The organism is Mesorhizobium sp. ES1-3, assembly GCF_020164795.1.
Taxonomy (GTDB): Bacteria; Pseudomonadota; Alphaproteobacteria; order Rhizobiales; family Rhizobiaceae; genus Mesorhizobium.
Genome location: NZ_JAIUGW010000004.1, coordinates 383,049 through 395,353, shown reverse-complemented (window position 1 = coordinate 395,353; position 12,305 = coordinate 383,049). Strand labels below are relative to the sequence as shown.

General features: G+C 63.1%; 13 protein-coding genes. 8 read left to right on the top strand and 5 right to left on the bottom strand.

Annotated features, from left to right (window positions below; translation table 11 throughout):
- Positions 1 to 195 precede the first annotated feature (195 nt).
- Genes LB536_RS09225 through LB536_RS09215 form a run of 3 tightly spaced genes read right to left on the bottom strand, consistent with a single transcriptional unit; the run spans position 196 to position 2,864 of the window.
- The gene (locus tag LB536_RS09225) at positions 196 to 1,434 is read right to left on the bottom strand and encodes an NAD(P)/FAD-dependent oxidoreductase (RefSeq protein WP_224591248.1); all 1,239 of its coding nucleotides are present in this window, start codon (positions 1,432 to 1,434) and stop codon (positions 196 to 198) included.
- Positions 1,431 to 1,745 (bottom strand): MocE family 2Fe-2S type ferredoxin, encoded by a 315-nt coding sequence (locus tag LB536_RS09220; protein ID WP_015314574.1) that lies wholly within the window; start codon positions 1,743 to 1,745, stop codon positions 1,431 to 1,433. The genes LB536_RS09225 and LB536_RS09220 overlap by 4 nt, the downstream gene beginning before the upstream one ends.
- 27 nt (positions 1,746 to 1,772) lie before the next feature.
- Positions 1,773 to 2,864, bottom strand: a complete 1,092-nt coding sequence (locus LB536_RS09215; RefSeq protein WP_224591246.1) for a fatty acid desaturase family protein — start codon at positions 2,862 to 2,864, stop codon at positions 1,773 to 1,775.
- 165 nt (positions 2,865 to 3,029) lie between these two features.
- Here LB536_RS09215 and LB536_RS09210 point away from each other — a divergent pair, with 165 nt between their 5' ends.
- The 7 genes from LB536_RS09210 (at position 3,030) to LB536_RS09180 (ending at position 10,169) form a co-directional block, all read left to right on the top strand.
- On the top strand, positions 3,030 to 4,061 hold the full coding sequence (locus tag LB536_RS09210; protein ID WP_224591244.1) for a LacI family DNA-binding transcriptional regulator: 1,032 nt from the start codon (positions 3,030 to 3,032) through the stop codon (positions 4,059 to 4,061).
- 43 nt (positions 4,062 to 4,104) lie between these two features.
- Positions 4,105 to 4,932: a hypothetical protein gene (locus LB536_RS09205; protein WP_224591242.1), complete on the top strand. Its 828-nt coding sequence runs from the start codon at positions 4,105 to 4,107 to the stop codon at positions 4,930 to 4,932.
- Positions 4,933 to 5,332: 400 nt separating this feature from the next.
- Positions 5,333 to 6,274, top strand: a complete 942-nt coding sequence (locus LB536_RS09200; protein ID WP_224591240.1) for a sugar ABC transporter substrate-binding protein — start codon at positions 5,333 to 5,335, stop codon at positions 6,272 to 6,274.
- Positions 6,275 to 6,375: 101 nt separating this feature from the next.
- On the top strand, positions 6,376 to 7,452 hold the full coding sequence (locus LB536_RS09195; RefSeq protein WP_140758802.1) for an ABC transporter permease: 1,077 nt from the start codon (positions 6,376 to 6,378) through the stop codon (positions 7,450 to 7,452).
- A gap of 2 nt (positions 7,453 to 7,454) precedes the next feature.
- Positions 7,455 to 8,222 carry an ATP-binding cassette domain-containing protein gene (locus LB536_RS09190; protein ID WP_224591238.1) on the top strand — a complete coding sequence of 256 codons (768 nt, stop codon included), beginning with the start codon at positions 7,455 to 7,457 and terminating at the stop codon, positions 8,220 to 8,222.
- Positions 8,223 to 8,343: 121 nt separating this feature from the next.
- On the top strand, positions 8,344 to 9,339 hold the full coding sequence (gene iolG, locus LB536_RS09185) for an inositol 2-dehydrogenase (RefSeq protein ID WP_224591236.1): 996 nt from the start codon (positions 8,344 to 8,346) through the stop codon (positions 9,337 to 9,339).
- A gap of 35 nt (positions 9,340 to 9,374) precedes the next feature.
- Positions 9,375 to 10,169, top strand: coding sequence for an SDR family oxidoreductase (locus LB536_RS09180; RefSeq protein ID WP_224591234.1), 795 nt, complete (start codon positions 9,375 to 9,377; stop codon positions 10,167 to 10,169).
- 35 nt (positions 10,170 to 10,204) lie between these two features.
- Here the strand turns inward: LB536_RS09180 and LB536_RS09175 are convergent, their stop codons facing one another.
- A complete protein-coding gene (locus tag LB536_RS09175) occupies positions 10,205 to 10,630 on the bottom strand; it encodes a type II toxin-antitoxin system VapC family toxin (protein WP_032935032.1) in 426 nt (141 codons plus the stop codon).
- Complete coding sequence (locus LB536_RS09170) at positions 10,627 to 10,872, bottom strand: type II toxin-antitoxin system VapB family antitoxin (RefSeq protein WP_140758798.1); 246 nt, start codon at positions 10,870 to 10,872, stop codon at positions 10,627 to 10,629. Before LB536_RS09170 ends, LB536_RS09175 begins: the two co-directional genes overlap by 4 nt.
- Positions 10,873 to 11,198: 326 nt before the next feature.
- Here LB536_RS09170 and LB536_RS09165 point away from each other — a divergent pair, with 326 nt between their 5' ends.
- Entirely contained in the window at positions 11,199 to 12,290 is a 1,092-nt protein-coding gene (locus LB536_RS09165) for a 3-deoxy-7-phosphoheptulonate synthase (RefSeq protein WP_224591232.1), read from the top strand.
- The last annotated feature ends 15 nt before the right edge of the window (positions 12,291 to 12,305 follow it).

The window sequence follows — 12,305 nt, the reverse complement described above, 5'->3', positions numbered from 1 at the left end:
AATGTTGCAACGCTATTCCCGCATTCCTCACCGATTAGGAAACCAGATCAAAGCCTTGCGGATAGTTCACCGGCGACTATTTGCGGTGCGTGAATCGCGGCGATGTTGCCACAGCTCCCTTCTCCCCGTTCTACGGGGAGAAGATGCCGGCAGGCAGATGAGGGGCGGCGCCGACATCGACCAGGTGGTGCGACTTCACGCCGCCAGCAATGCCTTCAGCTTGACTTCAGGCGATCCCAGCGCCTCCGGCGCCGGCTTGGCCCACTTGCCGATCAGCATCTCGGCCAGCCTTATGTCGCGCGCCACCGCATTGCCCGGGCCGATGCCGCTGGCCGCTACCAGCCTGCCGTCCTCGGCGAGATGGAAGAGGATGAAGGCGCCGGCGCCGAGATCGCGACGCACGGTGCTACGGCCTTCGTCGGAAAGGCCGGCGATCTGCAGGGACAGGCCGTATTGATCCGACCAGAACCACGGCACCGCGGCATGCGCCTCGCCGGCGCCAAGCATGTTCTTCGCCGCCAGTGCGCCCTGTTCCTGCGCATTGCGCCAGGCCTCCAGCCGCACGCGGCGGCCGCCATAGACGGCGAGCGGAAACGAGCAGCAATCGCCGGCGGCAAAGATGTCGGGATCGCCGCTGCGCAGCTCCGCGTCGACCGCGATGCCGTTTTCGATGGCCAGGCCAGCTTCAGCCGCGAGCCCGGTCACCGGCACGGCGCCGATGCCGATGACGGCGAGGTCGGCAATGATCTCGCGCCCGCCGGCAAGCGTCACCCGCACCTCCCTGCCGTCGTCGGCGATGGAGGCGATGCCTTGCCCGCAGACCACGTCGACACCCTCGGCGACGTGCGCTTCATGGATGATTTCGGCGATCTCGGCCGGAACGCCGCGCATCAGGATACGTGGCTGCGCCTCGATGACGGTGACATCTGCGCCGAGCTTGCGGGCGGCTGCGGCAAGTTCGAGGCCGATAAAGCCGCCGCCGATGACGGCGATGCGGTTGCCGGCGCTGAGATGGGCGCGGATGGCCAATGCATCGGCGAAGGTCCTGAGATACACGCAACGCCCGCCAAGGCCAAGCATCGGCAGCTTGCGCGGCGTCGAACCGGTGGCCAGCAGCAGCTTGTCGTAGGCCAACACCGAACCATCGGATAGGCGCACCATGTGCGCCGCGCGATCGATCGCCACGGCCTGGACGGAATGGATATGCCGGATCGATTTTTCGGCCAGGATCTCGTCGCTGGCGATCGCCTTTATCGCGGGCGCGTCGCTGGCCATCGCCTCCTTGGACAGAGGCGGTCGTTCATAGGGCAGATGCGGCTCGTCGCCGACCAGCGTCACCGGCCCGTCATAGCCGAGATCGCGCAGCGTGAGTGCTGCCCGTCCGCCGCATTCGCCGGCCCCGATGATCACCATTCCGCGTGCCATGCCGGTCATCCGATCTGAACGAGGACTTTGCCGGCGTCGACCTTGACCGGATAGGTCCTGAGGTTGACGCAGACCGGCGCGCCCCTGGCCGCGCCGGTTTTGTAGTTGAAGCGGCCATTGTGCTTGGGGCATTCGATGATGTCGTCCATCACCAGCCCGTCGGCGAGGTGCACTTTCTCATGTGTGCACAAGCCGTCGGTGGCGAAATAGTCGTCGTCCGGGCTGCGATAGATGGCGAAAGTGCGCCCGCCATGATCGAAGCGCATCACGTCCTCTTCATCGATGTCGCCGGCGGCGCAGGCCTCGACCCAATCGCTCATTCAGTCCTCCCCTGCAGTCTTTCGATGTCATTCCGCCGCCGCGGCGACGGCGTCGTTGTGGAATTCCTCGCGGTAAGGCCTGGCGGTCGGCGGCAGCTCGCGCTTGAGGAAATAGTCCTCGTTACGCAGCTGGCGGCGGAAGACCGGGATCATCTCGCGGTAACCGGCCAGGATCGACGGCGTCGGTGCCGGCAGATCGTGCTTGATCAGCGCATGCAACCTGGGCAGCGCGTGGTAGGGCACCATGGGGAACATGTGATGTTCGACGTGGTAATTCATGTTCCAGTAGATGAAGCGGCTGATCGGGTTCATGTAGACGGTGCGGCTGTTCAGCCGGTGGTCGGTGACGTTGTCGGCGAGACCGCCATGCTGCAGCAGGCCGACCATGACGTGATGCCAGGCGCCGTAAAGCCTGGGCAGGCCGACCAGCATCAAGGGCAGGAACGACCCGGTGTAGAGCGCCAGCGCGATGGTCGCGGCATAGATCGCGGTCCAGATGCGGGCAACACGGATCGCTTTGGGCTGCTCCTGTTCGGGAATGAAGGTTTTCTCCGCTGCGCTGATGTTGCCGGCGGCGTTGCGCAGCATGTCTGACATCGCATGCCAGGCGTCGAGCACGCCGACAAAACCGAGGACGAGGCGCACCAGGTCCGGCGGCCGCATGACCGAGATTTCAGGATCGCGGCCGACGATGATGGTGTCGGTGTGATGGCGCGTGTGGCTCCAGCGCCAGGTCACCGGATTGCGCATGATCATGAAACAGGCGATCTGATAGACCGCGTCATTCATCCATTGCGTGCGGAACGCCGTGCCGTGGCCGCATTCGTGCCAGCGCGAATCGGTGGATGAGCCGTAGAGCACCCCATAGGCGAAGAAGAACGGCACGCACCACGAGCTGCCCCAGAACCAGGCGCCGCCGGCGCCGCTGATGACGAGGGCGGCGAGCCAGATCGCGGTGTCGCGGATCGCCGGGCCATCGGAGCGCTGCATCAACTCCTTCATCTGCTTGCGGGGAATGTCGGTGTGATACCACTCGGCCGCCGACAGGCCGTTTTCGACGGCAAGCCGGGCGTCGCGGCCGATCAGGCTGTAGTCACGCCGGGACGGCGCTGCGGTCATGATTGCCTCCCAAGGCAGGGCATCCGCCATGCGAATGCCGATCACCAACTGGCTCCATGCTCAGAAATAACGCCGAGTCATGATAGACTCAACATCACAAAGATAGTTTCTATCATTTCCTATCAAGATGATGTATCGATATCAGGCAATCGAACGAGGGCGATCATGGCGAAACGGCCGACCATCACTGATCTGGCGCGCGTCTCCGGCGTCAGCGTCGCCACGGTGGACCGCGTGCTCAACAATCGCTTGCCGGTACGCGAGGAAACCGCGCGCCGTGTCTACGAGACCGCGACCGAGATCGGCTATCACGCGGCCGGCCTGATCAAGCAGCGCATGCGCCACGAGCTGCCGGAATACCGGCTCGGCTTCCTGCTTTTGAGAGGCAATGATGTCTTCTACACCGAGTTCGCGCGGCAGCTCGAGCTCGCTGTTTCGCAATCGCAGCGCTTCCGCGGTGTCGCGATCATCGACTTCGCCAGTTCGCTGACGCCGGACGAAATCGTCGAGCGCACGCGCAAGCTGGCGGCCAAATGCAGGGCTGTCGCCCTGGTCGGGCCGGATCACCCGGCGTTGACCGTCACCGTAGAGGAGATGAAGGCCAAGGGATTGCCTGTCTTTTCCCTGCTGTCCGACTTCGCCGCCGGCATTCGCGAGGGCTATGTCGGCCTCGACAACCGCAAGGTCGGCCGCACTGCGGCCTGGATGATCTCGAAAGCGGCGAAGCGGCCGGGCAAGGTCGCGCTCTTCGTCGGCAGCCACCGCTTCCATGGCCACGAACTGCGAGAGATCGGCTTTCGTTCCTTCTTCCGCGAACAGGCGCCGGATTTCACCATGCTGGAAACGCTGGTCAATCTCGAGGCCAACCAGATCACGCAGGACACGCTGGTCGATCTGCTCGGCCGCCACCCGGACCTCGTCGGTTGCTATGTCGCGGGCGGTGGCATGGAAGGCGCGGTCGCGGCGCTGAGGCAGGCCAAGCCGGCCGAGATGCCGGCGGTGGTCTGCAACGAGATATCGGCGGTCTCGCGGTCCGCCTTGGCGGACGGGGTGCTGACCATGGTGATCTCGACGCCGCTGCCGGCATTGTGTCGCGAACTGCTCGATCTCATGGCGCACGCCATCGAGACGGGCGCGGCGAACGCACCCGGCCAGACCTTCCTGCCATTCGACATCTACCTGCCCGAGAACATCTAGCGCTGGGCTTTCAGGCGCGCCGCGCCCGCGGGCGTATCCAAAATTGACGCATGAACGTCAGCTAATATATACATGGCTGATGGATGGGGATGGGTTTGGCTACATCGCTTTTGGGAGCGACGAGCTCTATGCGCGTGGCGCGCTCTTCAGCGCGCTTCGCCTGCTTCACTATTGTCCGGATGCCAGGGTTATGGTCCTGACCGACAGGCCCTCCATTTTCGACGGCTATCCCATCGAAACGATCGAGCTCACGGCCGAGAGACAGACCGAGATGTCCTTCGGCAATCGATACGGGTTTGGCATCAAGGCCGCCGGCATCGTCGATCTGCTGCGGCGTTGCGAGCGCCTGTTCTTCATGGATACGGATATGTATCCGACCGGCGACATATCGCGATGTTTCAATCGAATTTCAGCTTTGTCCTCCATAATGTGGCGGTGCGAAGGGCGCCCAAAGGCTCCTTATCGCGCGCTCGAAGGCAAGGGGCTCTCAATTGGAGGTCACATCCTGACCGGAGATGAAACCATGTGGGCGAGCGGCGTCCTTGGCGTTCATCATGACAACATCCCGGCGCTACAGCTAGCGTACGCGGCCAGCGAGAAAGTCAGTGAAATCGTGCGTTTGCACACCCCGGAACAATTCTGCATCGGCGTCGCGCTATCACAGGATGGACGGAAAATCCGCAGCCACCGGCTGCCGATCCGCAACTACAACACCAGGGGAAAGAAGCTTCACGCCCGAAAGCGAATTGGAGCTTTCTTCGATCTCAGCGGCAAGCTCAGTGTCGAACAGCAGGTGAGGCAGGCGGCGGGATACAGGGTCTGGAGAGCGCCGCTCGATCTCTTGCTGCAGAGAGACATCTGGCATCTCTGAACTGCCATCGCCTGTCGACGGCATCCAAGGAACGGACATGGCGCGCGGATGCCATCGGCATCGCCGCCGGCGGCAGGCGTGCGCCTGCCTGCCCCGCGCCGCCAAGGCAGCGGCATTCATCCGGCAGCATCCGCACAGTGTCGACGCGTCCGCCAAAATCGCACATCCGGTTTTGGAATCGCCCTTGACGCCTCCCGACGAAATGGAATAAATATTTCACCAGTCATGTATTTTGGTTCTTTCGTTCCGGAACATCTGTTTCAAACAGAAGCTTTGGCGTTCCAGCAAACGGCAGGCGCCATCCGGGGGAGAGAAGACAATCGGGAGAGATTCCCCGGGCAGATCGGGGATTCCGGAGACATCGGTGCAACCGGACACCAAAAGTGGAGGAGAGATTACAATGAAGAAACTGATTTTGGGCGTCGCCTTCGCGGCGCTGATGAGTTCATCGGCCATGGCCGCCAAGATCGGCGTCTCGATGGCCAAGTTCGACGACAACTTCCTCACCGTGCTGCGCAACGGCATGATCGAGCAGGCCAAGGGCATGAGCGGCGTCGAGCTGCAGGTCGAGGACGCACAGAACGACGTCGCCAAGCAGCTCGACCAGATCAAGAACTTCGCCGCTTCGGGCGTCGACGCCATCATCGTCAACCCAGTCGACACCTCGGCCACGCAGGCGATGTCGGATGCGGCCGCCGCGGCCAAGATCCCGCTGGTCTACGTCAATCGCGAGCCGGTCAATGTCGACAAGCTGCCTGACAACCAGGCCTTCGTCGCTTCCAACGAGGCCGATTCCGGCACGCTCGAGACCAAGGAAGTCTGCCGCCTGTTCAAGGAAGCCGGCAAGAAGGAAGCCAACGTCTACGTGATCATGGGCGAGCTTTCCAACCAGGCCGCCGTGCAGCGCACCAAGGACATCGACAATGTCATCGCCACGCCGGACTGCAGCTTCATCAAGATCATCGACAAGCAGACCTCGAACTGGGATCGCGACCAGGCCCAGAACCTGATGACCAACTGGCTGTCGACCGGCAAGAAGTTCGACGGCGTCATCGCCAACAATGACGAAAGCGCCATCGGCGCCATCCAGGCGATGAAGGCCGCCAACATCGACATGAAGTCGGTTGTCGTCGGCGGTGTCGACGCCACCCAGGACGCGCTTGCCGCCATGCAGGCGGGCGACCTTGACGTAACCGTGTTCCAGGACGCGGCCGGCCAGGGCGCCGGCGCGCTGGATGCGGCGCTGAAGCTGGCCAAGGGCGAGAAGGTCGAGCACAAGGTCTATGTGCCCTTCCAGCTCGTCACCCCGGCCAACATCGACAAGTTCTTGAAGAAGAACTGAGCGGCGGATAGCGGGAGCGGCGCTCTCAAAGCGTCGCTCCTCCTTCCCTCAGCGCCGGCAGGGCGCGAGGATCGACTGCGGCTGACGGAGGATAGAAAGACGTGGCACAGACATCTCATGGCGTCGGCGGTCTGACCTACGATGCGAAGAAGCGCGCATGGCCGGCCGAGTTCAATGTTTTCCTGGCGCTCGTCATCCTTGTCGTCGTCTTCGAGCTGATCGGCCGGATCTTTCTCGGCGACAGCTTCCTGTTCAACACCCGCAGCGATGTCAGCGGCATCTTCAACGAGGCGCGCCTGCAGATCATCATCCTGCAGGTGTCGATCGTCGGCATCATCGCCATCGGCGTTACGCAGGTGATCATCACGGGCGGCATCGATCTGTCCTCCGGCTCGATCGTCGGCGCGACGGCCATGATCGCCATGAGTTTCGCCCAGGTCGCGACCGTCAATGGCAATCCCAATCCCAAGGCGATGTTCCTGGCGCAGGGCTGGACCGACCTGCCGGTGATAGTCCCGGTGCTGGTGGCGGTCGGCTGCGGTCTGCTCGCCGGCATGGTCAACGGTGCGCTGATCGCCTACACGCGCATTCCGCCCTTCATCGCCACGCTCGGCATGATGGTGACCGCGCGCGGCATCGCCAAATGGTGGTCCAAGGGCCAGCCGATCTCGTTCCCGACAGACAGTTTCGCGGCAATAGGCAAGGGCCTGATGCCGGTCATCATCTTCCTGTCGCTGGCCGCGCTGTTCCAGCTGATCATGACCTACACCAGATACGGCAAGCACTGCTACGCCATCGGTTCCAACGAGGATGCCGCGCGCATGTCGGGCATCAAGATCGCCAACCACAAGATCCTCGTCTATGTCATCGCCGGCATTCTCGCGGCGCTCGCCGCCGTGGTGCTTTCCTCCAAGAACCTCACCGCCCAGGCCGGCATGGGCGTGATGTATGAGCTCGACGCCATCGCCATGGCGGTCATCGGCGGCGTCTCGCTGTCGGGCGGCCGCGGCTCGATCATCGGAACGGTGATCGGCGCGCTGATCTTCGGCGTCATCATCTCCGGTTTCACCTTCCTGCGCCTCGACGCCTACTATCAGGAGATGGTCAAGGGCGTGATCATCGTCGGCGCGGTCGTTCTCGACCAGTGGCGCCAGCGCATGCGGGCATTGAGGGCTTGACCATGTCAGACATCGTCCTGAAGACCGAAAACCTGACCAAGCGCTATGGCGGCGTGCACGCGCTGGATGGCGCGAACTTCGAGCTGCGCAAGGGCGAGCATGTCGCCATCATGGGTGACAACGGCGCCGGCAAGTCGACCTTCGTGCGCCAGATCACCGGTGTCGAGCAACGCACAAGCGGCCAGATCTGGTTCGACGGCAAGGAAGTGAATTTCGCCGGACCGATCGAGGCCCGCGAGGCAGGTATCGAGACGGTGTTCCAGAACCTGGCGCTGGCCGACGATCTCGACGTGCCCTCGAACCTGTTCCTGGGCCGTGAAAGGGTGCTGTTCAACCTCGGGCCGTTCTCGATCCTCGACCGCCGCTATATGCGCAAGGCAACCGAAGCGGCTCTGGTTCGCACCGCGGTGAAAATCCCCAATCTGTCCAACACGATCCGCCATATGTCAGGTGGCCAGCGGCAGTGCGTGGCGATCGCCAGGACGGCGACCTTCGCCTCCAAGCTGATCATCATGGACGAGCCGACGGCCGCCCTCGGCGTGCAGGAGACGGCTCAGGTCGAAAACATCATCCGTACGCTGAAGGACAATGGCGAGCCGCTGATCCTGATCAGCCACAACATGCGCCAAGTGTTCGATCTCTGCGACCGCATCGTGGTGTTCCGGCGCGGCCGCATCGTCGCCAACCTGCGCAAGGAGAATACCGACGGGCAGGACATCGTCTCGTACATCACCGGCGCCAAGACCGGCGAGGCGGAACTCGCGGCGTAGGCGGCGTGGCTACCCCGCTCCGGGACGATCCGCCACGCCGACAAAAATGAACTTGCCCCTTTCCTCGACAGGAAGGTGCGGACACAACTCTCTCGAACCCATCCCCTAGAGGAAAATTTCCATGACTGTTCGCTTCGCCCTCCTTGGTGCCGGCCGCATCGGCAAGGTCCACGCCCGCGCCGTGGGTTCCAACCCCCAGGCAAAACTGGTTGCCGTTGCCGACGCTTTCGAGAAGGCGGCGAGCGAATTGGCTGGTGCCTATGGCGCCGAGGTGCGCACCATCGACGAAATCGAGACCGACAGGGACATCGATGCCGTCGTCATCTGCACGCCGACCGACACGCATGCCGATCTGATCGAGCGTTTCGCCAAGGCCGGCAAGGCGATCTTCTGCGAGAAGCCGATCGACCTCGACGTCAAGCGGGTGGAGAAGTGCCTGGCCATCGTCGACAAGGCCAAGGCGACGCTGATGGTCGGCTTCAACAGGCGTTTCGACCCGCATTTCGCCGCCGTGCGCAAGGCGATCGACGACGGCGCCATCGGCACGGTCGAGATGGTCACCATCACCTCCCGCGATCCCGGCGCCCCGCCGCTCGACTATATCGCCCGCTCCGGGGGCATTTTCCGTGACATGACCATCCATGATTTCGACATGGCGCGCTTCCTGCTCGGCGAAGAGCCCGTCGCGGTCAGCGCACACGCTTCGGTGCTGGTGGACAAGAAAATCGGCGAAGCCGGCGACTATGACTCGGTCAGCGTCATCCTCGAAACCGCATCGGGCAAGCAGGCCGTCATCTCCAATTCCCGCCGCGCCACCTATGGCTACGACCAGCGCATCGAGGTGCATGGTTCGAAAGGCATGGTGGCTGCCGAGAACCAGCGGCCGGTGTCGATCGAACTCGCCAACGAGAAGGGCTATACGCGCCCGCCGCTGCACGACTTCTTCATGACCCGTTATCTCGACGCCTACGCCCTCGAGATCGCCGCCTTCATCACCGCGGCGACTTCAGGCAAGAAGGCGGCGCCGAGCGGCGCGGACGGCCTCGTGGCGCTCAAGCTCGCCGATGCGGCGCTGAAGTCGGCGACCACGGGCAAGACCGTCCGCTTGGACAAGTAAGAACGCATCCGGACCCAACGCACAGGAGCACAGCGATGAGCGCATCCGCCGGTCGCAATTCGAACACGCGCGCCATCGTCACCGGCGGCGCGCAAGGCATAGGCTTCGCGGTCGCCGAGGCCCTGGCCGACGAGGGCTGCCGGGCGCTGGCGGTCATCGGCCGCTCGCAGGAGAAGGGCGACAAGGCAGTCGCCCATTTCAAGAAATCAGGCGTCGACGCGATCTTCATCAGCGCCGATGTTTCGAAGGTTGCCGACTGCAAGCGCGCGGTCGCCACCGCGCTCTCGCATTTCGGTACGATCAACGCACTGGTCAATGCCGCCGCCACCTCGGCGCGCGGCTCTCTGGTCGAGACATCGGAAGAGCTCTTCGACCAGATCTTCGACACCAATGTGCGCGGCCCCTTCTTCCTGATGCAGGGCGTGGTGGCGCATCTGCTGGAGAAAAAGGCGCCAGGCTCGATCGTCAACGTGCTGTCGATGTCGGCGCATACCGGCCAGTCCTTCCTGACGCCCTATTCGACCAGCAAGGGCGCGCTGATGACACTGACCAAGAACGTCGCCAATGCCTATCGCTTCAACCGCATCCGCTGCAACGCCGTGCTGCCCGGCTGGATGGACACGGAGGGCGAGGACATCGTGCAGAAGAAATGGCACGATGCGCCCGACGACTGGCTGGCGAAGGCCGAGGCGGCGCAACCGATGGGCCAATTGGTCAAGCCGGACCAGCTCGCGCGGCTGATCAGTTACATGGTCAGCCCGCAATCGGGCGTCATGACCGGATCGCTGGTCGACTACGACCAGAGCGTTGCCGGGTCGTCGCCGGAATAGGTTCGTGCGGGCCAGTCGCGTGGCGCACCTTAAACCTATCGTATGTCTGTCTTTGTGAAATCCTGACCGGTGTAGAGCAAAGCCAAATCATATGCCTTGCAACAGGCATAGGAAAAGCAATCGCCCATGTTGAGCTGCGCCGGCGAATTGACACCCTTGCCGTAGCTGCGTGCCGCTTCGACAGCGAGCCGCCCGACTTCAGCCGAAATGAGGACCTCGCCGATCCCCAAATCCTGCACGAAACGGTCGACGGCGGCATTCGCCTTTGCGATTGCCGCCGGTTCCACGGGTGAAGGCAGGGGGGTCTTTGAACGCGCCAAGGCCATTGCGGTCTCGAAACGAACGACCGCCGAAATGAAGAAAGGCCCGCCGTGGGCATCCATCCGGGCGGCGAGTTCTCCTGCCGTGGGCTCCGGGCGCAACAGAGCAACGACCGCCGACGCGTCGATGAACAGGCTCATAGCCCGCCTGAAAGCTCGTCCGAATAGGCTTTCATATCGAAGTCAGGATTATCCTCTCCGATTTCGCCAGCCATTCTGACCGCCTCCGCCAAGCGTTCCGAGACGGATTGGACAGCGCGGGCGCGCTCGATTTCATGCGTCAGAGCGCGGCGAACCGCCTCGGCCTTACTCGGCGCCTTTGTGAGGCGCTGCACCTCGAGTACCAGCCGGTCGACTTCCCGGTCCTTCACGTAAAGCGGCATCGGAGCATATCCTTTTTGGCATATCCAACATATGCATTCTTACATATCCATGCAAGACTCCTATCAGACGCGTGACATCCAACGCGACTTCAGCTATACGCCCACTCATGATCAACCTGACCGCCACGTATTGGTACTTTAGGAGCTCGCTGGCGGCGGGAGGATTGCGCTCGATCTGAAGATTGCAGCACCAAGATCCGAACAGCCGCCAGACCTGGCGGCTTTTTTGTTTCAGCCGGCAGGTTCCCAAACATAGTTTTACGCAATTCCGGACGGAAAAACGCTACGCACTTTTCCTGGAATTGCTCTAACAGGAGCAGAAAGCCGTGTTGACCACCACAGACGACCTTCGGGTCAAGGAACTCAGACTGCTGAGCACGCCGGAAGAGGTGATGCGCGAGATACCGCGCTCGCTGACGGCGACCCGCACCGTTGCCGCCTCGCGCAACGCCATCCACTCCATCCTGACAGGGGCCGACGATCGACTTGTTGTCATCGTCGGCCCTTGTTCCATCCACGATCCGGTCGCGGCCGTCGACTACGCCAGCCGTCTGGCGGCACTGCGCGAGGCCTTGTCCGACCGGCTCGAGATCGTCATGCGGGTCTATTTCGAAAAGCCGCGCACGACCGTCGGCTGGAAAGGCCTGATCAACGATCCCGACCTCGATGGCAGCTTCAACATCGACAAGGGGCTGCGGATGGCGCGCAACGTGCTTTCCGCCGTCAACAATCTCGGCCTGCCGGCGGCGACCGAATTCCTCGACATGACGACGCCGCAATACATTGCCGACCTCGTCGCCTGGGGCGCCATCGGCGCGCGCACGACCGAGAGCCAGATCCATCGCGAGCTGGCCTCGGGCCTCTCCTGCCCCGTCGGCTTCAAGAACGGCACCGACGGCAATCTCAGGATCGCCGGCGAGGCGGTGAAGTCGGCCGCCCAGCCGCACCATTTCATGGCGGTGACCAAGGGCGGGCGCAGCGCCATCGCGGCGACGACCGGAAACGAGGATTGCCATGTCATCCTGCGCGGCGGCATCGCGCCGAACTATGACGCGGCAAGCGTCGAGGCCGCCTCCGTCGAACTCGCGCGCATCGGTATCGCGCCCCGTCTGATGATCGACGTCAGCCACGCCAATTCGAGCAAGAAGCCCGAGAACCAGCCCAAGGTGGCAGCTGACGTGGCGGGCCAGGTGGCGGCGGGCGACGAGCGCATCATCGGCGTCATGATCGAGAGCAATCTCGTCGCCGGACGGCAGGACGTCGTGCCTGGCAAGCCGCTGGTCTACGGCCAGAGCATCACCGATGGCTGCATCGACTGGGCGACCACCGAGACAGTGCTGCACGGCCTTGCCGGCGCTGTCGAATGGCGCCGCTCGGCGCGCCGCGCCATGCTGGACAGCCGGCAGGGCGCCGCCTGATACGACGGCAATGCG